The 21,344-nt window shown below is 64.8% G+C and carries 20 protein-coding genes; 11 read left to right on the top strand and 9 right to left on the bottom strand.

Features of this window, described 5'->3' with window-relative positions; genetic code table 11:
• Nucleotides 1–300 precede the first annotated feature (300 nt).
• Nucleotides 301–1,281, bottom strand: a complete 981-nt coding sequence (locus tag IEY38_RS12300; protein WP_188978169.1) for a DMT family transporter — start codon at nt 1,279–1,281, stop codon at nt 301–303.
• A gap of 224 nt (nt 1,282–1,505) precedes the next feature.
• Here IEY38_RS12300 and IEY38_RS12295 point away from each other — a divergent pair, with 224 nt between their 5' ends.
• Nucleotides 1,506–2,297, top strand: coding sequence for a helix-turn-helix transcriptional regulator (locus IEY38_RS12295; protein WP_188978167.1), 792 nt, complete (start codon nt 1,506–1,508; stop codon nt 2,295–2,297).
• A 57-nt stretch (nt 2,298–2,354) separates the two neighbouring features.
• On the opposite strand, the gene IEY38_RS12290 is transcribed toward IEY38_RS12295, so the two are convergent.
• On the bottom strand, nt 2,355–2,978 hold the full coding sequence (locus tag IEY38_RS12290; RefSeq protein ID WP_188978165.1) for a uracil-DNA glycosylase family protein: 624 nt from the start codon (nt 2,976–2,978) through the stop codon (nt 2,355–2,357).
• 141 nt (nt 2,979–3,119) lie between these two features.
• Between IEY38_RS12290 and IEY38_RS12285 the strand changes: the two genes are divergently transcribed.
• The 4 genes from IEY38_RS12285 (at nt 3,120) to IEY38_RS12270 (ending at nt 7,968) form a co-directional block, all read left to right on the top strand.
• Nucleotides 3,120–4,670: an acyl-CoA carboxylase subunit beta gene (locus tag IEY38_RS12285; protein ID WP_188978163.1), complete on the top strand. Its 1,551-nt coding sequence runs from the start codon at nt 3,120–3,122 to the stop codon at nt 4,668–4,670.
• A 2-nt stretch (nt 4,671–4,672) separates the two neighbouring features.
• Nucleotides 4,673–4,978 (top strand): acc operon protein, encoded by a 306-nt coding sequence (locus IEY38_RS12280; protein ID WP_188978161.1) that lies wholly within the window; start codon nt 4,673–4,675, stop codon nt 4,976–4,978.
• A 139-nt stretch (nt 4,979–5,117) separates the two neighbouring features.
• On the top strand, nt 5,118–6,959 hold the full coding sequence (locus tag IEY38_RS12275; RefSeq protein WP_188978159.1) for an acetyl-CoA carboxylase biotin carboxylase subunit: 1,842 nt from the start codon (nt 5,118–5,120) through the stop codon (nt 6,957–6,959).
• A gap of 61 nt (nt 6,960–7,020) precedes the next feature.
• Nucleotides 7,021–7,968, top strand: coding sequence for a biotin--[acetyl-CoA-carboxylase] ligase (locus tag IEY38_RS12270; protein ID WP_188978157.1), 948 nt, complete (start codon nt 7,021–7,023; stop codon nt 7,966–7,968).
• A gap of 20 nt (nt 7,969–7,988) precedes the next feature.
• Here IEY38_RS12270 and IEY38_RS12265 read toward each other — a convergent pair whose 3' ends face one another.
• The 6 genes from IEY38_RS12265 to pan1 all read right to left on the bottom strand — a co-directional run bounded on the left by IEY38_RS12265 (nt 7,989) and on the right by pan1 (nt 13,280).
• Entirely contained in the window at nt 7,989–8,468 is a 480-nt protein-coding gene (locus IEY38_RS12265; RefSeq protein WP_188978155.1) for a universal stress protein, read from the bottom strand.
• Nucleotides 8,469–8,540: 72 nt separating this feature from the next.
• Nucleotides 8,541–8,999: an SHOCT domain-containing protein gene (locus IEY38_RS12260; RefSeq protein ID WP_188978154.1), complete on the bottom strand. Its 459-nt coding sequence runs from the start codon at nt 8,997–8,999 to the stop codon at nt 8,541–8,543.
• A gap of 33 nt (nt 9,000–9,032) precedes the next feature.
• On the bottom strand, nt 9,033–10,058 hold the full coding sequence (locus tag IEY38_RS12255) for an amidohydrolase family protein (RefSeq protein WP_188978152.1): 1,026 nt from the start codon (nt 10,056–10,058) through the stop codon (nt 9,033–9,035).
• A gap of 21 nt (nt 10,059–10,079) precedes the next feature.
• The gene (locus IEY38_RS12250; protein WP_188978150.1) at nt 10,080–11,303 is read right to left on the bottom strand and encodes an HD domain-containing protein; all 1,224 of its coding nucleotides are present in this window, start codon (nt 11,301–11,303) and stop codon (nt 10,080–10,082) included.
• A gap of 52 nt (nt 11,304–11,355) precedes the next feature.
• Nucleotides 11,356–11,937, bottom strand: coding sequence for a DUF420 domain-containing protein (locus IEY38_RS12245; protein WP_188978148.1), 582 nt, complete (start codon nt 11,935–11,937; stop codon nt 11,356–11,358).
• A 128-nt stretch (nt 11,938–12,065) separates the two neighbouring features.
• Nucleotides 12,066–13,280 (bottom strand): proteasome-activating nucleotidase Pan1, encoded by a 1,215-nt coding sequence (gene pan1, locus IEY38_RS12240; RefSeq protein WP_188978146.1) that lies wholly within the window; start codon nt 13,278–13,280, stop codon nt 12,066–12,068.
• Between the two features lie 155 nt (nt 13,281–13,435).
• On the opposite strand from pan1, the gene IEY38_RS12235 reads away from it, so the two are divergent.
• Nucleotides 13,436–14,176 carry an NAD(P)/FAD-dependent oxidoreductase gene (locus IEY38_RS12235; protein ID WP_188978144.1) on the top strand — a complete coding sequence of 247 codons (741 nt, stop codon included), beginning with the start codon at nt 13,436–13,438 and terminating at the stop codon, nt 14,174–14,176.
• Here IEY38_RS12235 and IEY38_RS12230 read toward each other — a convergent pair.
• Nucleotides 14,161–15,225 (bottom strand): M48 family metalloprotease, encoded by a 1,065-nt coding sequence (locus tag IEY38_RS12230; RefSeq protein ID WP_188978142.1) that lies wholly within the window; start codon nt 15,223–15,225, stop codon nt 14,161–14,163. The genes IEY38_RS12235 and IEY38_RS12230 overlap by 16 nt on opposite strands.
• Nucleotides 15,226–15,326: 101 nt before the next feature.
• Between IEY38_RS12230 and IEY38_RS12225 the strand changes: the two genes are divergently transcribed.
• Genes IEY38_RS12225 through coaBC form a run of 5 tightly spaced genes read left to right on the top strand, consistent with a single transcriptional unit; the run spans nt 15,327 to nt 21,274 of the window.
• Nucleotides 15,327–16,439 carry a DUF4129 domain-containing protein gene (locus tag IEY38_RS12225; RefSeq protein WP_188978140.1) on the top strand — a complete coding sequence of 371 codons (1,113 nt, stop codon included), beginning with the start codon at nt 15,327–15,329 and terminating at the stop codon, nt 16,437–16,439.
• Entirely contained in the window at nt 16,439–17,185 is a 747-nt protein-coding gene (locus tag IEY38_RS12220) for a DUF7269 family protein (protein WP_188978138.1), read from the top strand. The genes IEY38_RS12225 and IEY38_RS12220 overlap by 1 nt, the downstream gene beginning before the upstream one ends.
• Complete coding sequence (locus tag IEY38_RS12215; RefSeq protein ID WP_188978135.1) at nt 17,182–18,495, top strand: DUF58 domain-containing protein; 1,314 nt, start codon at nt 17,182–17,184, stop codon at nt 18,493–18,495. The genes IEY38_RS12220 and IEY38_RS12215 overlap by 4 nt, the downstream gene beginning before the upstream one ends.
• Nucleotides 18,492–20,057, top strand: coding sequence for a DUF7519 family protein (locus IEY38_RS12210; RefSeq protein WP_188978133.1), 1,566 nt, complete (start codon nt 18,492–18,494; stop codon nt 20,055–20,057). The genes IEY38_RS12215 and IEY38_RS12210 overlap by 4 nt, the downstream gene beginning before the upstream one ends.
• 50 nt (nt 20,058–20,107) lie before the next feature.
• Entirely contained in the window at nt 20,108–21,274 is a 1,167-nt protein-coding gene (gene coaBC, locus IEY38_RS12205; RefSeq protein WP_188978131.1) for a bifunctional phosphopantothenoylcysteine decarboxylase/phosphopantothenate--cysteine ligase CoaBC, read from the top strand.
• Nucleotides 21,275–21,344: the final 70 nt, after the last annotated feature.

Raw genomic sequence — 21,344 nt, 5'->3', positions numbered from 1 at the left:
GAGAGAGACTGTTGCCACCAGCAGTAGACCACCGCTCAGCGCGTCCCTGAGAATCCCGGAAACACCGGGACTCTCGATAAGTCCGAAGGTACCCTCAAACGCTATCGACTGGAGCACTAGCGCCAGTCCGCCTATCGGTATCAACAGTCGTCGAATGCGTGTATTTTCCCCGACGTTCATTTCTCTGCAGGTATATGACGGCGTGGTGAATACTTTACTGAACCGCTGTGGCCAGCGGGTCCAGTGGACTACCTACTTATGATGAGGTTGCCAGCAGGGATGACGCCCTGACCGGCTATCTCAGTCAGACTCGAACCCGCGCGGTTCGTCCGCAATCCCGAGGCTCTCAGATGCGGTGTCAGCCTCGTCGGTAGTCCCCGGGAGCAGTGCGCGGATGTCGACCGACTCGCTGCCGAGTACCACGAACCCGGTGAAGATAGTCAGGAAGCCTGCCACTGCAGTCGGGGTGATCGCCTCGCCAAGCAGGGCCCAGCCGCCGAGCGTCGACACGACGGGGACCACGTAGAAGATGAGGTTGGCCTGAATTGCCCCGGTGACATCGAGCAGGCCGAAGTAGGCGATGTAGGCAATCGCCCCGGCGAAGATGCCGACGTACAGCAGGGCCGCGATAGCGGTCGGGGACCAGACCGCCGTGGCCGCCGATTCGCCCATTCCGATGCTTAGCGAGTGACAGAGCGCGGCGGCGACGGGGAGCGCCCACGCGGTCCGGACCGTACTCGACAGGTCGCCACCGGACCACCGGATAAGCACGCTGCCCAGCGCCGCGCTGGTCGCGCCAGCGAAGAGGATGAGCTTGCCGATGCCACCGTTCAGGAGCATCGCTGGGTCGGGACTGACGACGAGGCCGACGCCAAGCAGGCCGATGACCATGCCGAGACCGCCGCGGGCAGAGAGCCGTTCGTCGGAGAGCAGGAGAGCGGCGAACACTGGCGTCAGTATCGGATTGAGGCTGAAGATGATAGCGGCAACTGCGCTGGTAGCGGACTGCTGGCCCACGAATATCAGTGCGTTCGCGAGACCGAGCGCGAACAGGCCCGTCGAGAGAATCCCCAGCACATCGCCGCGGGTCCGTGGGAGTAGTTCGTCCCGGGATCGCGTCACGACGACGTAGCCGAGGAGCACGACGGCGGCGATATCGAACCGGAGAGAGACGAACAGAAGCGGCGGGAGGTACGACAGTCCGGCCTTCGCGCCGACGAAGGTCCCGCCGAGTAGGACACTGGCAACGGCGGCGAGGGCGAACGTCCGGCGCGAAATCATACCACCACCTCGTATATTTTTTCTGAAACAACTGCACAGCCGACAGAGAGAGCACGTTTAGAAACCTGAGTCATCGTACTCTACAGTATGATATCGGGACTTATAGGCCCGTTTAGAAAATATTACATAACGCGAAACGGCCGAACACCCGTGGCGGACATTCACGGTATGAAATTTTTTCATAGTGCGAAAGCGCTTTAGGATGGAACTCCCAATACGGCGGTATGGAATCGGCGCTCGAAGAGATCGAGTTCCTCGCGCTCTCCTCGAACCGGGTCGAGGTGTTACGGCTCCTCGCATCGGAACCGCACTCACGCGGGGAACTGGCGGCCGAAACTGGCGCGTCACAGGCGACGCTCGGGCGTATCATCGCCGACTTCGAGGAGCGGTCGTGGATTCGCCGAACAGGGGGCGAGTACGTCGCCACGGCGACGGGCCGCATCGTTGCTGACGGGTTCACCGACCTCCTCGGTAGCCTCGAAACCGAGCGGCGGCTGCGCGACATCGTCCAGTATCTCCCTACCGATGCGATGGACTTCGACCTGCAACACCTGGCCGACGCGAGGATAACCGTTCCGAGCCAGACGCGCCCGAACGCGCCGGTCCAGCGGTTGCTCGATCTGCTTCGGGACGCCGAGGAAGTCCGAACGTTCTCCCATGCGTTCAACGACCAGGCGATCCGGGTCGTTCAGGAGCGAGTCAGCGCCGGCGAGCAGCGGTTCTCGGGCGTGTTCTCACCCGGCGCGATAGACGCGCTGGCAGCGGACGACCGGCTCCGGGATCGGCTCGAATCGCTGCGTGCCGAACCGGACGCGTCAGTCCGGGTGCGAACCGACGGTGTGCCACTCGCAGTGATGATCGCCGACGACGTGGTGCATCTGCTGTTGCGGGACGACAGTGGCGTCCTGCAGGCGTCGATCGATACGACCGCGCCGGCCGTCCGCGAGTGGGCTATCGAGACGTTCGACGCGTACTGGGCGTCCGCGGAGCCGCTGTCGGACGAGTGGGCGCTGTAACACCCCTGTTTCGAGCCGCCGAAGCCGTTACCGCTGTAAAAATCAGCTGCGACGCAGCTACCGGACCAGATATGGATCGTCGTTCGGCAGGAACCGCCCGAGGTCCGCCTCGCGGCGATAGTCGGTCTTCAGCAGCGCAGTCAGCACGTCGACGAGGGCGTCTTCGTCGTCGTCGCTCCACTCCGCGGGCTCTTTGATCGGGTAGACGAGCCAGCCGCTGCCGACGACCTCCGTGGCATGGCGCGCGTCCATGTCTATGGAGTCGGTCGGCTCCGATGTCGTGTTCGCGAACACGTGTTGGGTGGCCCGCTCGCCGACGGGCAGGAGGACGTGGGCGGTGATGGCCCGGAGTTCCGTGTCGAACAGCGGCTCAAGCTCGTCGTAGTCCGCCTCCGTCGGCGGATCGCCGCCGCACATATACAGATACGACAGGTACGTCTTCTCGACGGTTGGCGGCGTGCCGACCTCGGCGAGCAGTCCGGCCTCAACGAGCGCCCGCTGGAGACGTTCGGCCGCGGGGTTGTCCGTAAAGGGGATACCAGACGTTGCGCCACCGTGGACGCCGGGGTAGTCCCCGATGACGTGGAAGTGGGCATTGGCGTCGCCGTACCCAGGCACAAACGGCTCACACGGGGCGTCAAAGCCGAAGGGGTTGTGCTGGCGGGCCGTGACGTTCTTCACGCGCGAAAGCAACGGGCCATCGCTCAAAACTCCGCCGGTTTCGGTTATCGAATACGAGAAATAATGGTTAAGTTTGATAACGCTTTTCTCGGATGCCCGCAAGGAGTCGGATATGCTCCGGTCCGGGAGAAGTGATATCGCGTGAGCCACGATGACCGTGTCGAGGACCTTCGAGAACGAAAAGCCGAGGCCGAACGAGGCGGTGGCGAGGAACGGATCGAGGCGCAACACGATCGCGGAAAACTCACCGCGCGTGAGCGCATCGATTACTTCCTCGACGATGGCACCTTCGTCGAGATCGACTCGCTCCGTGAACACCGCTCGACGAACTTCGACATGGCCGAGAAGAAAGTACCGGGAGACGGCGTCGTCGTCGGCTACGGCAAAGTCGACGGCCGCCGGGTGTACGTCTTCGCCCACGACTTCACCGTCTTCGGCGGGTCGCTGGGTGAGGCGTTCGCACAGAAGGTCTGTAAGGTGATGGACAAGGCCATCGAGACGGGCGCACCGATCATCGGGCTGAACGACTCCGCCGGCGCGCGTATTCAGGAGGGCATCGACTCGCTGGCGGGCTATGCCGACATCTTTCACCGCAATCAGCAGGCCAGCGGTGTTGTCCCGCAGATTTCAGCCATCATGGGGCCGTGTGCTGGCGGCGCGGTGTACTCCCCGTCCATTACGGACTTCGTCTACATGGTCGAGGAGACCAGCCACATGTTCATCACCGGGCCCGACGTCATCGAGACGGTGACCGGCGAGGAGGTCGGCTTCGACGAACTCGGCGGGGCGAAGACCCACGCCTCCGAGTCCGGGGTGGCCCATTTCACGGCCGCCGACGAGAAGGACGCGATGGACGACATCCGCTACCTCCTCTCGTATCTCCCGCAGAACAACGTCGAGGACCCACCGCGGGTCGACCCCTGGGACGACCCCAAACGCCGGGACGAGGCACTGAAGACGGCTGTTCCCGACGCGCCACAGAAACCCTACGACATGACGGATGTCGTCGGGCGTATCGTCGACGAGGACTCCTTCTTCGAGGTCGCCGAGGACTTCGCGCGCAATATCGTCATCGGGTTCGCCCGCATGGACGGCCACAGCGTCGGCGTCGTCGGCAATCAGCCGCGGGTCAACGCCGGGACGCTTGACATCGATGCCTCGCGGAAGGGCGCACGCTTCGTCCGGTTCTGTGACGCGTTCAACATCCCGATTCTCACGTTCGTCGACGTGCCCGGGTTCATGCCCGGCAAGGATCAAGAGCGCAACGCCATCATCAACCACGGCGCGAAGCTCCTGTACGCTTACTCCGAGGCCACTGTGCCGCTGGTGACCGTCATCACGCGGAAGGCATACGGCGGGGCCTACGACGTGATGGCGTCGAAGCACATCGGCGCGGACATGAACTACGCCTGGCCGACCGCGGAAATCGCCGTGATGGGGCCGAAAGGCGCGGTCAACGTCCTCTACGACGACGAACTGGAGGACGCGGACGACGTGGAGGCCCGCCGGCAGCAACTCATCGACGAGTACCGCGACGCCTTCGCGAATCCCTACACCGCGGCCAAACGGGGCTTCGTCGACGACGTCATCGAACCCCAGGAAACCCGCCCGCGGCTCATCGACGATCTGGACCTCCTCCGGGGGAAACGCAAGGACCAGCCCGACCGCAAGCACGGCAACATCCCACTGTAACGATGGCGGCTGATACTGAGTCGGCTGTCGATGCGGACCTGGTCGCGGAGATCGCTGCCCAGCTCGACGACGCGTCGACGGATGAAGCGGCTGCGATCGCCGTCGCTATCGGCGCACACCTCACCGACCGCCAGCGCGCGGCAGCGGCGGCCGCGGCGGCTGCGGCGGCAGACGACGGCGACTCCTGGGATGGCAAGCAGTGGTCGTTCTCCGGGCGCGTGGAAGCCACGCAGAAGCGGTCTGTTCGGGTTCGCTCAGACGCGCCAACCGATCCCTGGAGTGCCGCCGGGCGCACCGAACGGTTCTAACCGCGCACAGTTCTTCTGTCAGTTGATCGGCAGCGTCCTGACTGGATTTGTGGCCATGTTCCACACTAACATGATTATATATGTAAGATTACCACTATCTGCGCATAGTTTTATGGGCCGACTCTCAGTATGAGGGCGTATGTTCGATAAGGTGCTCGTCGCTAATCGCGGGGAGATAGCGGTGCGCGTGATGCGCGCATGCGAGGAGTTGGGCATCGGCACAGTGGCCGTCTACTCTGACGCCGACAAGCACGCCGGGCACGTCCGGTACGCGGACGAGGCGTACAACGTCGGCCCGGCCCGTGCCGCAGACTCCTATCTCGATCAAGAAGCGATTATCGACGCGGCCAAGCAGGCCGACGCCGACGCCATTCATCCCGGGTACGGCTTCCTCGCGGAGAACGCCGACTTCGCCGAACGCGTCCAAGAGACGGAGGGCGTCACCTGGGTTGGCCCCGAAAGCGAGTCGATGGAAGCACTGGGCGAGAAGACGAAGGCCCGCAAGATCATGCAGTCGGCCGACGTGCCAATCGTCCCGGGGACGACCGACCCCGTCGAGGACCCCGAGGAAGTCGTCGAGTTCGGCGAGGAGAACGGCTTCCCGGTCGCCATCAAGGCCGAAGGCGGTGGTGGCGGCCGCGGGATGAAAATCGTCCACGACCCCGAGGAAGCCGAGGAGCAACTCGAAAGCGCAAAGCGGGAGGGGGAAGCGTACTTCTCGAACGACTCCGTCTATCTCGAACGCTATCTGGAGAACCCCCGCCACATCGAAGTCCAGATCATTGCCGACCACCACGGCAACGTCCGACATCTGGGCGAACGCGACTGCTCGCTCCAGCGCCGCCACCAGAAGGTCATCGAGGAGGGACCGTCGCCAGCCCTGAACGACGCCCTCCGCGAGAAGATCGGCGACGCTGCCCGACGCGGCGTCCGCGAATCGGACTACTACAACGCCGGAACTGTCGAGTTCCTCGTCGAAGAGGACACCGACCGCGAGCAAGGTGAACTGCTCGGCGAGGAGGCGAACTTCTACTTCCTGGAAGTCAACACCCGCATTCAGGTCGAGCACTGCGTCACCGAGGAGATCACCGACATCGATATCGTCAAATGGCAACTGCGGGTGGCGATGGACGAGGAGATCACCTTCGAGCAGGACGATGTGGAAATCGAGGGTCACGCGATGGAGTTCCGCATCAACGCCGAGAACGCCGCCGACGACTTCGCGCCCGCGACCGGCGGGAGTCTCGACACCTACGACCCACCGGGCGGTATCGGCGTCCGCCTCGACGACGCGCTCCGGCAGGGGGACGACCTCGTCACCGACTACGACTCGATGATCGCGAAGCTCATCACCTACGGCGGGGATCGCGAGGAGTGTATCGAGCGCGGGAAACGGGCGCTCAAAGACTTCGACATCGAGGGCATCCCGACCGTCATCCCGTTCCACCGCTTGATGCTTACCGATGAGAAGTTCGTCACTGGGACACACACGACGAAGTACCTCGACGAACAACTCGACCGGACGCGTATCGAAGAGGCACAGGAGAAGTGGGGTACTGTCACCGAATCCGACGGCGACGAGGACGAGGAGGTCGTCGAGCGCGAATTTACCGTGGAGGTCAACGGCAAGCGCTTCCAGGTCGACCTCGAAGAGCGCGGCGCACCCCCGATCAACGTTGGCGACGTGGACGCCGACGGTGGGAGCCAGCCACAGCGGCCACGGGGCGGCAGTAGTTCCGACAGCGGCGGCAGTGCCACCACCGCCGAAGGGCAGGAGGTCGCCGCGGAGATGCAGGGGACGATTCTGGAGGTCAACGTCGAAGAAGGCGACGAGGTCGAGGCCGGCGACGTCCTCTGTGTGCTCGAAGCGATGAAGATGGAGAACGACATCGTCGCTGAGCGCGGCGGCACAATCAACGATGTGGCCGTCGGTGAGGGCGAGTCCGTCGACATGGGCGACTTGCTCTTCGTGATCGGGTGAGCGAGCGGACTGACCGCCGCGCGACAGACGCCTTTTATTCCGGCCGGTCGAAGCCCCGTCTATGAACGAGACACGTCAACGGGTACTCGATGCACTGGCTGACGGCCCTGTCTCGGGGCCGACCCTCGCCGACGAACTGGACATCTCTCGCTCCGCAGTCTGGAAGCACGTCGAAGCCCTTCGCGACGAGGGGTTCGAGATCCGTAGCGACGACGCAGGCTACGTCCTCGATTCGGTCCCGGAGTTCGGGGCGAGCGCGGTCGAATACGGGCTCAACGCACCCTTCTCGGTCGAATACCACGACAGCATCCCGAGTACGAACGCCCGCGCCCGAGACCTTGCGGCAGATGGGGCGTCAGATACCGTGGTGCTTGCCGACGAACAGACCGGCGGCCGGGGGCGGCTCGACCGCGAGTGGCACTCGCCGAGCGGCGGGATCTGGCTCTCTGTGCTGTTCCGGCCGGACGTGCCGATGGCCCACGCGCCGGTGTTCACGCTCGCGGCCGCTGTCGCGGTAACGCGGGCGGCCCGCGAGGCCGGCGTCGAGGCCGGCATCAAGTGGCCCAACGACGTGCTCGTCCGCCACGGCGACGAGGAGCGCAAACTGGTCGGCATCCTCACCGAGATGGAAGGTGAGTCCGACCGCGTCTCCTGGGTCGTCGTCGGCATCGGTGTCAACGCGAACGTCGACCCCGCGGACTTGCCCGACGACGCGAATCCGACCAGCCTCTCGGCCGAACGGGACGAGCCGGTCGACAGGCGGCTGTTCGCACAGCGGCTACTGGAGGAGTTCGACGCACTCCGTCAGGACCCAGCGAACGTCGTCGAAGCATGGCGGGAGTACGCGACGACGCTGGGTAAACAGGTCCGGGTCGAGACGCCCAACGGGACTATCGAAGGCGAAGCCGTGGACGTCGAGTTCCCGGGCGCGCTTGTCATCGAGACAGAATCAGGGAGAGAAGTCGTCTCGGCGGGGGACTGTGAGCACCTCCGTCCGATTACGGAGTGAGCGCGACGGCAGGGGACACGTTACTGTGGGACGCCGGCAGGCTGCTCGTCCTCCGAGACATCTTGCGGCGTCGTCTCTACCGGAACGGTGACGACTGGGACCTGGGCCGACCGGACGACCCGCTCGGCGACGCTTCCCAAGAGCAGTCGGTCGATGCCGCCGCGTCCGTGGGTCCCCATCACGATGAGGTCACAGCCGTGCTGGCTCGCATAGTCGACGATTTCCCGGCTCGGGCTTCCCTCAGCCGTAGCTCGCGTGACAGTCAGGTCGTCGGCAACGAGACGCTCGACCATGTCCAGCGCCATCTCGCCCTCGCGGTGGAGCGAGTCGGTGACGCTCTCCCACGTCGGTTCGTGCGGGAGCGTGGAGAACCGACCGGTATCAACGACGTACAGCGCGTGCATCTCGCTGTCGTGGGTTGTTGCAAGCGTTTCAACGTGTGTGAGCACCGCTCGCGTCCCCGATGATCCGTCTGTCGGCACCAGTATCCTGTCGTACATACTGTACTATTGACTGGCTGTAAGGATATAGTTTGGTAACAGACAACATACAACAACTAAGCGAGGTGAGGCTCAGTTCAGCTCCCGGTCCCGTTCCGACTCTGGTGCCCCGGAGCCGTCCAGAGAGGGCCCATCGAGGGCCTGTTCGAGCCGTCGTTCGAGTTCAGCTTCGGTTATCTCCCCGTTGGCGTAGCGCTCGGAGAGCCGTTCGACGGGGTCTGTCTCGCTATCACTCGCCGCATCTGTCGCGCGGGTGACCTGCGTTCGTGACATATCAGTAGTCGATGCCGTCGTCTCGTCCTGACCGAAGACGTTCGACACGACCCAGTACACGGCGTAGCCGACAGCCGCTAGAAACCCAATGGTGGCGGCCAGAGAGAGGAGTCCCAGTATGATGCCGATGAGACCGAAGAACAGTCCGAACGCAAGTCTCACAGCCGCGATAAGAACAAGGAACGAGACGAGCCCTAGCAGGCCATACAGGAGTATTTTCAGCGGTGTACTCAGGCCGCGGTCGGTGGTGGAGGGCATTACCCGAGAATACTATTCCCGGAGTGATAAGAATTATTCCGCCCCGGAGTGGACGACGTGCCGGACATCAGCCGTGCCCGCCCGGCGAACGACGGCCCGAACAGGGTTCTGTGCCCCGGAGAGATTGTCAGAATCCCCGTCGAGTACCAGCAGGCGTGCTGGCTGTCCGGTCTTTATTAGCCCGCCGCCAAGCCCCACGATCTCGGCCCCGTTGACTGTGGCCATCCGCAACACCTCGCGGGCCGAGAGGTCGTACAGCTTCGCGGTGAACTCCATCTCGCGGAACATCGACGGGCTGTTGAGCATGACGTTGTCCGTCCCGAGCGCGACCGTCGTCCGGTCCGCCAGTTCTTCGACCGGCGGGCGGCCCACGTCGGTGACAATGTTCGACCGGGGACAGACCACAACAGGGATTTCGCTGTCGGCGACCCGTTCGAGATGCAGCGACTCGGCGTGAACCATGTGGACGAGGAAGTCCGGGACGAGGTCAAGGGCGGGATTGATATCGGAGCTATCGACCTCGCCCGCGTGGATGCCAAACAGCTTCCCAGCCTGTCGCGTCGCGCGTCGCTCCGCCCCGAATTCACTGTCGTTGGCCCCGCTCGCGCCGAACCCGTCGGCCAGCTCCATCGCGTCGGTCGTCTCGCGCCCGAGAATTACGCTTTCGAGGTCTGACTCGGACAGCGCGTCCCGAATCGCCTCGACGCCCTCGACGCCGCCCTCCCGGAACTCGATGAACGCGCCGATTCCCGACTGTTCCATGAACGACAGCGTCCGCTCCATTGCGGCCACCAGTTCGTCCCGGCTCGCATCGCGGAGCAACTGGTGTTTCAGACCGTCCGGGGGCGCGACCAGTTCCTCCAGCGAGAGCCCCTCGCCGGCCTCCTTGGCGATGGAATCGCCGATATGCGTGTGGGCGTTGACGAACGCTGGCACCACGATGTCGTCGCTATCGACCGCAGCTTCCTCGATGGCGACTATCTCTCCGTCTTCGACCACGACGCGGCCCTCGATAGCATCGAACGACCGTCCCGTCAGAATCGTCCCTTCAAGAATCATGTTCCCTGTTCGCCCGCTCTCTCAGTTAAACTCATCGAGGGTCGCATGGATACCCGTCCGCACGTCCTGGACTCTGGCCCCGTCGAGATCGAGTCCGAGTTCGCGGATCGCGGCCGCACCGACCCGCTCACTCTCGTCTTCCGGCGCGTAGACGCCGAGCCGCCACTGGTCGCGCTGGGCGGCGCGGATGGCGTTGACCAGCGTCGACTGCTCACCGAGCCGACGAACTTCGCCGTTGACGAGGACGCGGCTACTGGACTCGGTCATCGACGGTTCGGGCGGGACATCGAGCACGACGGCATCGCTGTCGACGTTCGCTTCGTCGGCGATAGCCTGTTCCATCGCGCCGACCGTGTCGTGGTCGGCCGCCAGCACCTCGTCGGGCACGGACTGCCACTCCGCCCAGACCGCGCGCTTGTACAGGTCCCGCTGGGTCAGCCGCCGCGCGTACGCTGCCGTCGCCTCGCACTGTCTGAGCGCCACGAGCAGGTCGTTGTCGTCCCACCGGCGCAGCGTCTCGGCGGTCGTATCAGTCGCTGCGAGCAGTTCTTCGGTCCCGCGGCGGAGCATCGACTTGGCGATTCGGGCGACGTGGTGCTGGTAGACAGTCGGGTTCATCAGCGCCCGCGCGAGCAGGAGCGACTCGGCCGTCTGGACGTTCCCTTCGTCTAAGACGAGTTCGCCGTCGACGAAACACAGCTCCCGGACCAGCCGCTCGTGGTCAATCGTCCCGTACGGAACGCCCGTGTGGTGGGCGTCGCGGACGAGATAGTCCATCCGGTCGACGTCCAGCTCGCCGGAGACGAGCTGGCCCAGTTCGCCCTCACCGGCGACAAGGCCAGCCACGCGGTCCGGATTGAGGCCGTGTTCGGTGAGTACGCGTGCAACGGGGCCGTCGCCGAGCAGTTCGTCCACGTCGTCGTGGTACTTGCCCGTTCGGCGGTGGATGAGCGCCTCGACGTTGTGGCTGTAGGGCGAATGCCCCACATCGTGGAGCAACGCCGCGGCTCGGACCCGTTCGGCCTGCTGGCCCTCGATGCCGAGGTGAGACAGCGCCCGGTCTGCAAGGTGATAGACACCCAGCGAGTGCTCGAATCGGGTGTGGTTCGCCGAGGGGTAGACGAGCGTCACCGTGCCGAGCTGTGAGATGTGCCGGAGCCGCTGGACCGGCGGCGTATCGAGCAACGCCGCCGCGACGCCCTGAACCTCGATATGGTCGTGGACGCTGTCCTTGATTGTGGTCATTGCTACGGCCTACGGCGGCGGCCGGCAAAATCGTTCGCCACCCGATACGCGCTTAGCGGGGGACCCAGCCGTAGATGTGGTTCAACATGACGTAGGTGACGAGCCCGAGGAACAGGCTCAGCCCCCAGGCGGAGACCGCGATACGACCCACACGGGCGTGGATTGTTTCTCTGAGTTCGGCGGGAGAGTGGGTCAGCCCGAGGACGACGGCGTGAACGACGACGGGCACAGACACCGCGGATAGCAGGATGTGGATAGCGAGCATCACGATGTACGCTGTCCAGACGAACCCCTCGGCGACGATTTCCTTCTCGAAGCCGCCGCCGACCTTGAGGATGTACAGGGCCAGAAACACCATGATGAGCGTGAACGCGGTCAGCATGGCCGCGCGGTGTTTCTGTACCTGATTGTTCTTGATGAAGTAGACGCCGGCGATGATTGCGAGCAGGGCGATACTGTTGACGACGGCGATTGCATCACCCAGCAGGATGACGATGTCCTTCGAGAACTCAGGCAGCGGCAACACGCCACCGAATGCGCCGAACACGAGCGCGTAGCCAACAACCGAGACGACGGCGGTGACGAGCCGCGGACGAGCGCGGGCACGCGACTGGAGTGAGTCTGCGACGGCCATGCCCATGATTCAGGACCGGAGTGGTAACTGTGTTCTGAAACGGGCGAGCACGACAGCGAAATTGCAGGTCGAACCGGTGACTACTGACCTGCAAAAGCGCGGAGAATCGGAGAGAAGCGCTACCGAAATCAGGCGAACGTCCGGGAGACGTCCTCGTCGTCGGTCTCTTCCTGCTGGATCTTCTCCCAAGCGTTGTGGAAGTCCGCCATCGTGACCTCGGTCCGGTCATCGCGGATAGCGAACATCCCGGCCTCAGTACAGATGGCCTTCACGTCAGCACCGGACGCGTCCGTTATCTCCTCGGCCAAGGCTTCGAACTCCACGTCGTCGGAGACGTTCATGCTGCGGGTGTGGATCTGGAAGATCTGCTTGCGACCCTCGAGGTCGGGGTTCGGAACCTCGATGAGGCGGTCGAAGCGGCCGGGGCGGAGAATGGCGCGGTCGAGCATGTCGAAGCGGTTCGTCGCGGCGATGATTCGGATGTCACCGCGGTCGTCGAAGCCGTCCATCTCCGATAGCAGCTGCATCATCGTCCGCTGGACCTCGGCGTCGCCGGAGGTCTTCGACTCCGTCCGCTTGGCCGCGATAGCGTCGATCTCGTCGATGAAGACGACGGCGGGCTCCTCCTGGCGGGCCAGTTCGAACAGGTCCCGGACGAGTTTCGCGCCCTCGCCGATGAACTTGTGGACCAGCTCGGAGCCGGCCATCTTGATGAACGTCGCGTCGGTCTCGTTGGCGACGGCCTTGGCCAGCATCGTCTTCCCGGTGCCGGGCGGGCCGTGCAGCAGGACACCGCTCGGCGGGTCGATGCCCACGTCTTCGAACATTTCGGGGCTCTTCAGCGGCATCTCGACGGTTTCGCGGACCTCTTCCATCTGCTCCTCGATGCCGCCGATGTCGGCGAAGGTGACATCCGGCGACTGATCGACCTGCATCACGCGGGCCCGGACGTCAGTCTCGTCGTCGAGTTGTTTGACGATAGAGAGCGAGTTGTTGACGGCGACGCGGTCGTCGGGTTCGAGATCCTCGCGCATCTCGTCGGTGACCTCTGTCAGGGCCTCCTGATTGTTGCCGTGCTGCTTGATAATCACGCCATCGCTGGAGAGCTCCTGAACGGTCGCGACAAACAGCGGTGACTGCTTGAGCTTCTTGTTCTCGTGCGTGAGCCGTTCGAGCTTCTGCTGGTACTTGTTGTTCTCCGCGTTCGCGTCCAGCAGTTTGTCGCGCATCTCCTCGTTCTGCGATTCGAGCACCTCTAGCCGCTCCTGCAGCGCCTCGATCTTCTGTTGCTGAGACGCGTCATCGTCGTACGGCATATCGACCTCGTCGACGGTGTCGGTCATTACGATGCCTTTAGTAGGTGTATCGTTATGAGGCTTCGGGTAGTCTCAGAAACTGTATCGCCCGGCATATGCCTTGAGGGGGCCGTTACTGGCCGCTCTCCGTCTATAGGTATCAAACCGGCACGTTTCTTGGTCCCCGCTGGAAACATCCGTCCATGCCAACCGACCGCGAAGAAGTCATCATCGTGGGCGGCGGCGTCGCCGGCCTGTCAGCGGCGATCTACACCGCTCGCGCCGACCTGTCGACACGCATCATCTCGACCGGTGAGTCGATACTGAACCGCAACGCACACCTCGAGAACTACCCCGGATTCCCGGCGGGAATCAACCCCCGGCTCCTGCTCGAACTCATGCGAGCACAGGCGCGGCGCGCCGGCGTCTGGTTCATCGACGGCGAAGCCGAGCAGGTGGCGGAAACCGAGGAAGGCTTCGAGGTGACCTGTGCTGACGGCCAGTCCTACGACTCGACGTACCTCATCGCCGCCTCCTGGTCGGACCCGTCGTATCTGGAAGGGCTGGATCTCTCGCTCATCGACCGCGGGTCGAAACAGTTCATCTCGACCGACGAGCAGGGCCGAACCGATGTCGAGGGGCTGTACGCGGCCGGCCGACTGGCCGAGCAGCACCACCAGACCATCGTCGCCGCGGGCCACGGCGCACAGGTTGGGCTCACGCTGTTAGAGGACGCCGACATCGACTTCTATCACGACTGGACCGCACCGGAGGGGTACTTCACCGGCCGCGACCGACCGATTCCGCCGGGCTGTGAGGAGATCGACGAGGCGGAGCGCAAGAAGCGCGAACAGGAGTCTCTAGAGGTTATGCGACGGTACTTTGAGGAGCCGATGCCGGGCGAGCCGACGATGCATCCGAGCGTCGATCAGGAGTCGGACTGAGGCTGTTCAAGCGAGCGTGCGACTGACTGCAGTCGCTCGATCCGCTCGGCTGTCGGTGGATGGGACCGTGTTTCGATGGACGACGAATCGCTCGACGCCCCCGTATCGAACCCGTGTGGGAGGAAGCATAGTCCGCGAACGCCCGCGTACGCGTAGCGCTTGTCTGTCCCCGGCCGGTCGTCATCTCCATCGAGTGTTTTTAACGCCCCGACGAGTGCGGCGGGGTCGCCGGTCAGCTGGGCCGCGCTCCGGTCGGCGGCAAACTCCCGAGCGCGCGACAGCGACCGGCCGAGGACAACGACGGGGGCAGTGAACACGCCCAGCGCGACGCCGCCGAACAGGACTGTCGTCGCGAACAGGAACAGAAACCCCAGCGTGAACGAACGGCTTCCGAAGGGGGCCTCAAGCACCCGGGCGCTGAACACGTAGGCGAGACCGAGCGCGACCAGCCCGAGCGCGTAGCGGCTCCCGCCCGGGAGCAGGTCTGCAATCGGGTCGTACTCGCCGTTTGTCAGCGACGGGAGGAAACTGGCCAGCGTCATAACGGTCGCGTCACGGTTGGCGACGTGCATGAGTTCGTGGGCCAGTACGGCGTCGAGTTCGTCGCCGTCGAGGGTCGACAGCAGCCCTTCGCTGACGACCACCGTCGCGCCGCTAAGCGTCCCGATTGCGAAACTGTTCGGTACGTCGGCGTCTGCGACGGCAATCCGTGGCGGCGTGAGGTCGGCCAGTTGCGCGAGCCGCTGCACTCGGTCGTGGAGGGCGGGGTACTCGTCGGGGCCGACGATGCGAGCGTCGACCTCGGCCATCGTCTGCGCGCTGGTGTATCGGAGCTGTGCCCAGACGAACGCCACGAGGGCAGGAGTGAGAACGGCTACCCACCAGGCGATACGTGCCGACGCCCCACCGAACGGGAGGGAGGCGGCAACGGCGGCCCGCACCGGCGCAAGCCAGGGCGTCAGAAGCACCGCCGCGGTCGCGACCAGAGCGATGTCGACGGCGAGGAGCAGCAGGAGGGTCCACAGCATACGGCGGGTCAGTGTCCGCATAGGGATAGTTCTGCTATACCCACAGCGAATGAAAGGTTTTCTGCTCAGACAGTCCAGCAGTGAGGGAAAGTATTTACTCTGCCGCCGGAAACGCTCCCGTAGTGTCAACAAAGCTGGTACGTGCCGCCCTCACCCTCCTCTGTGCGGTCGCTGTCCTGTTCGGCACGGCGCTGTTTCCTGGCGCACTCGGCGTCGGGTTCGAGTCGAGCGGCCCCCTCGACAGCCGAGCAAGCGAGCCGACCACACCCGACGGAACAGCGCCTGACGATGTCGACGGTGAGCCGACACCGGTAGCGACGAGCGATGGGGCGGAGACGACGCCGCGGTCGACGAGCGATGAGCAAGCGGCGACAGCGACGCCAACACCGACGGAGACGGCGACAGAAACGCCAGCAGCTGGCGAGAGCGAAGACAGTGGGTCCCCCGTGCTGGTGAAACTGTTCGGGCTGGCGCTGATCGGCGGGTTCGGCGTCGTCGCAGTCAGTGTCATTCGAGCCGCATCAAACGCGGAGGGAGACGGGTCGGCAGGCACTTGGCTCCCCCTGCCCCCGATTCTGGATACACTGGTCGGAACAGTCGTCTCGGCGGTTTCGAACGGCGCGGTGGGGCGGACTATCGGCCGGATTCCAAAGGTAACGACCGCCGCGCTGCTCTCGGGGTCATCGGCGCTCGCGCGAGTCGGGGCCGGTATCACTTCCGTCTCCGGCGGTATCTTGACTGGATTGACAACTGGAATCGGATCGGTCGGCACGATGTCTCTCCGGGGAGCCGCCGGCCTGCCGAGTGCGCTCGGGTCGCTCTCAGTCGCGCCGTTCAAAGCCCTCAGCGGCTTCGGTGGGAGCGGCGGCCTCCTTGCTTCAGTTCGAAGTGGCGTCGACAGCCCGTCGCTGTTTGGCTCATCGGACGCAGAGTCCAGCCAGCCAGCGGCCACCGAATCGACGGCAGAGGCGGACGACGGGCCGGACATCGGTTCACTGTCGGTGCAGGAGGCCTGGGCGCTGCTGGCTGACCGTGTGTCTGTATCAGATCCCGAGACAGCGACGCCCGGAGAGTACGCTCGCCGGGCTATCGACAGCGGGCTGCCAGCCGAGCCCGTCCGCCGGCTAACAACCCTCTTTCGGGAGGTCGAATACGGCGGGCGGCCGGCGACCGGCGACCGGGCAGAATCGGCTCGGACCGCCCTCAAAAGGCTGCTTGGAAGAGGTGAGGATTGATGAGCGACGCGGAGTCTCGGAATGGGCAGGGGGAAACTGCTCGGGCGACCATCGACGTCAGTGTCGAACGGCCGACACCAGGGCGCAGATTCGTCCGGTACACCCTGTTGGGACTCGCCGCGCTTGCCGGGGCGGTGTTCGTCGTCACCTTCCCCTCGGTGCTTCCGGACGTTGGTAGCGGAACGGCCAGACGGCTCCAACTCGGGGCAAGCATCGGTGCTGTCGTAATCGGCCTTTTCGGCCTGTACACCGTTGTCCGGACAGAGGATTCGACGCTGCCGCCGATAAAAGGGAGACAGCCGCGTGACCCGTATCATGCCGACGAAAGCGACGAGTCGTCGGAACTGCTCGATGAGCTACTGGAGCCGGAAGCGATACCGTCGGAATCCGGCGAGCTGGTTGGCGACGACATCGACGAGTTGTTCACAAAAATCGATGGGCAGGTCGACCCGTACAACGGCCTCGAAGCGAGCTATGCGTCGGAAATCAGGAACAGGCTCCGTGAGGCCGCGCGACAGATGCTTGTCGAAACGGCGGATATGTCGACAGAGGCAGCAGCCCAAGAAGTCCGCACTGGGTCGTGGACGGACGACCGCCGAGCGATTGCCTTCCTCGGTGGCCCGGACGCGCCCGATCCGCCAATCGAGATGCAGCTCCGGGACTGGGCCAGCGGTGAGGGGTTCGACCGGAAGGTCGAGGCGGCGACGGCCGAGATACGACGGCTTCAGCGGGGTGACCGCGCGTGAGCACGCGCGAGACGACCCAGCGCAACGTCGGCGTCTCGGCCGCACTGGTGGCTGGCGGGGCCGGCATCGTCACCGGAAACCCGACGGTGTTCATGGTCGCGGCGGTGGCGCTGGTGTATGCGGCCTATCAGGCGGCCATCGGCGACCCCGAACCGACGCTCACGGTCGAGCGCCACGTCGAACCGGCCGACCCGCTCCCCGGCTCGGAGGTGACAGTGACGCTGACGCTCACGAACGACGGGGACGCGACCCTGCCCGACGTTCGCGTCCTCGACGGCGTCCCGGAGCGGCTGGAAGTCGTCGACGGGTCCCCACGATTCGGGACCCACCTCGAAGCCGGAACGTCGGATTCGGTTACCTACACCGTCGAATCCCGGCGCGGTGACCACGCATTCACCGGCGTGGCCGTGGTCTGCCGGAACCTGACTGGGACCGTCGAGTTCGCCGAGCAGGTCACCGTCGAGACGACGGTGTCGTGCAGTGCCAGTGTGGACACGGTCCCGCTCTCGGGCCAGACGCTCTCCCAGTCCGGGCGTATCCCGACAGACGCCGGCGGGAACGGGCTTGCCTTCTACGCCATCCGTGAACACCAGTCTTCGGACCCGATGAGTCGCGTCGACTGGAACCGCCTCGCGAAGACGAACGAGCTAGCGACTGTCGAATTCAAGGAGACGCGAGCGGCCACCGTCACCACGCTGGTGGATTCGAGACACACCGTTGCGGGCAACGCAGGCGCGCCTACCGCCGTCCAGTTCTGTACCTACGCGGCCCAGCAGGTCGGCTCGGCGCTGCTGGACATGGACAACCGCGTGGGTGCTGCAGTCTACGACAGTTGCGAGACGCTGCAGCCGTCGGCCAATCGAGCACAGGAACAGCGATTGGAGGCGTTTCTGGAAGGGGTTGTGAGTGGGTCGTCGGAGAACCGTGATTCATCGCTACTCGACCTTAACACCCGAACCCGGCGAATGCAGTCACCGACCGAGATGGGAGACCGGTACGGCATCGCCGACGGCGGCGACGCGGTGGCGACGCTCGACCGCTCGATACCGAGCGAGTCACAGGTCGTGTTCTGCACGCCCTTGCTCGACGACCGGGCGGTAGATGCGGCGAAACGGCTCGCCGCGTACGGACACGCTGTCACAGTCATCAGTCCGGATATGACAACCGATGACAGTCCGGGCAGTACCGTCGAGCGAATCGACCGAACAGCTCGCCTCGACAGCCTTCGAGGGACGGTCCGAGTCGTCGACTGGACGCCCGCGGAACCGCTCGCGAAAGCCCTCATTCGCGCCACGGAGCGGTGGGCATGACGGACCTCGACAGTCGACCGGCGACATCGAGCGCGGCGCTGGCCGGAACGATCGCGGTGCTCGCCTCGCTCGTTCTCGCTGTCGCTGTCGTGGACCCGATGCCAGTGCTGGCCGGCTTCGTCGGCGGGCTCTGTATCGCAGCTGGGGCCTGGGCGCTCCGCAGCGATGCCCACGAGCGCATCGCTGGCGGTAGCGTCGCCATCGTCATCGGTGCGGGCGTGTTCTGTGGAACCGCGCTGCTGGCGACTGACTACTGGTCGCTTGTCATGGCGCTCGGGTTCCCGCTGGCCGCTACACTCGTCGTCATCGACGCGAGTAGCGGACTGGTGCCGCCGACCGACGCGACGGACGAACTCACGGCAATGCTCGACGAGAGTTTCGTGGTACTGGCAGTCGGCATCGGCGTCACAATCGTCTGTGCCGTCGCCGCTGCCGTCAGGCTGCCCTGGGTGCTCATCCGTGTCGTCGCCGGCTTCTCGGTCCATCCGTTGGTGGGCTTCGTGACGCTACAGGCCGGAGTCCTTCTCGCCCTGTTGTTGCTGGACAAAACCACGAAGACGCTGGAGTCGTGGATTCCGGAACCCACAGCGACGACCGACCGGGCGCTCGGGCGGCTGGACTGGCTGGGGACAGGCTGGTGGGACATCGACCGCTACGTCAAAGCCGCCGTTGGCCTGCAGTCGCTCGTGGCGTTTGCCCCGACAGCACAGAGCCTGTTCGACCGCTTCCTCGATAGCCTCCCGGTACTCGGGTCGGCGCTACGGGTTGCCCTCAGTGGCCCGCTCCATCTCGTCCTTGCGGCCGGACTCGTGCCGTTATTGAGTGTCCTCATCGTCGAACGGCTCCGGCAGTGGCTGCGACAGTGGCTGGGGGACGACCCCGGACGGTCGCTGGCGCGGCAGACCGGCAGTATCATAGCTCCTGTGGGACTGCTGCTGGGCGCGCTAATCCTCACAGCCGCTGGCGTGACCCGGCGAGTAGCGCCCACGTATGCCGGGGCCGGTCACTATGGCTCGGCTACTGTGTTGCTTCTCGGCGTCCTCATTTCGATCGTCGTCCTCCGCGGACTCGTCACGCTGTTTTCCGAGCTAGTCGGGGCGGAGTTGCTGTCCAGACGTGTGGCGGGATTCGCGGCCGGGAGCGGGCTCCTGTTCCTCATGACGCTGCTCGGAGCGGAGCGCGGACTCGCACCGATACTCGTCCTCGTTGGGAGTGCGGCGGCGCTGCTGGTCTGGGACGCCGGCGCGCACGCCAGCAGCATCGGGCAGCAACTGGGACGTGACGCCGAGACGACCGACAGCGAGTTCGTCCACGTCACCGGAACTGCGGCCGTCCTCATCGGAGCGATCCTCCTCGTGTTACTCGTTCGGTACGTGCTCATCCCGGTCGCAGTTCCGGCCACGGCGACCGGCCTCTCGCTCAGTTCAGTGGTCGCGCTCGGGCTGGTTCTGCTGGCGATAGCCGCGTTCACCCTCGCACTGAACGCACACGACGGCGGGCCACGTACCAGCAGTGACAGGAGCGGCAAGCGGAGCGAGCGGCCCGCCAACGACAGCGACTAGTTCCGCCGGGGAGACAGGGACTTTTACCCCCGCGCCGCGAACCGGCAGGTATGTTGACCGGAGTCAACGTCGTTCTGGGGGTGTCTGGGTCTATCGCGGCCGTCAAGACGGTGGAGCTCGCACACGAACTCCGACGACAGGGGGCGTCCGTCCGGGCCGTGATGACCGACAGCGCGACAGGTATCATCCACCCATGGGCGCTCGAGTTCGCGACAGACAACGAGGTGATTACCGAAATCACGGGCAGTGTCGAGCACGTCGACCTCTGCGGGCGCTCGGGCTGGGGCGACGTGCTCTTGCTCGCGCCAGCGACGGCAAACACCGTCGGCAAGGTCGCCGCAGCAATCGACGATACGCCCGTAACGACGTGCGTGACGACCGCCCTCGGCGCTGACGTCCCGGTCGTCGTCGCCCCGGCGATGCACGAGCCGATGTACGACCACCCTGGCGTGCTGGACGCTATCGACCGCGTCGAGTCCTGGGGCGTCGAGTTCGTGGACCCGCGAATCGAGGAAGGGAAAGCCAAGATCGCGACCGAGGAGGCTATCGTCACAGCGACCGCCCGGGCCGCAGGGGACCGACCGCTTGCAGGCGAGCACGTCGTCGTGACTGCAGGTGCGACGACGGAATCGGTCGACCCCGTGCGGACGCTCTCGAACCGCTCCTCGGGGCGGACTGGCCGGGCAGTCGCGCGGGCCTGCTACGCCCGCGGGGCCGACGTGACACTCGTTCACGACGGGCCGGAGGTTCCCTACGCGACCGTCGAGCCGGTCGAATCTGCTGCGGAGATGACTGAGGCCGTCCGTCAGGTCGCCGACTCGGCCGATGCGCTGGTCTCGGCAGCCGCCATCTCGGATTACACCGTCGAGCAAGCACCTGAGAAGATCAAGAGCGGGCAGGCGGAGCTGACACTGACGCTACAGCCGACGCCGAAGCTCATCGACACCGTTCGGTCAGACCACCCCGACCTCCCTATCGTCGGGTTCAAGGTCGAAACAGCGGGCGACGACGAGACGTTAGTCGAACGTGCCCGCGAGATCCGCGAGCGGGCCGGGCTGGCTTTCGTGGTCGCCAACGACGCGAGCGTGATGGGGGCCGACAAGACGCGCGCCCTGCTTGTCGACGCGGACACGGCCACAGAGTACGCCGGGGAAAAGGAAGGGCTGGGCGCTCGTGTCGCCGACGAACTCGGTGACCATCTGTCCAGTCGTGGCTGACCGCGTAACCGATTACGAAATAGTTTTGCGTGTTCCGTTGCTCCGGTCCGATAACGATAGTACTGCCCGA

Origin of the sequence: Haloarcula sebkhae, assembly GCF_014647415.1 — an archaeon.
Classification (GTDB): domain Archaea; phylum Halobacteriota; class Halobacteria; order Halobacteriales; family Haloarculaceae; genus Haloarcula; species Haloarcula sebkhae.
This window is presented reverse-complemented; position numbering and strand designations above follow the sequence as displayed.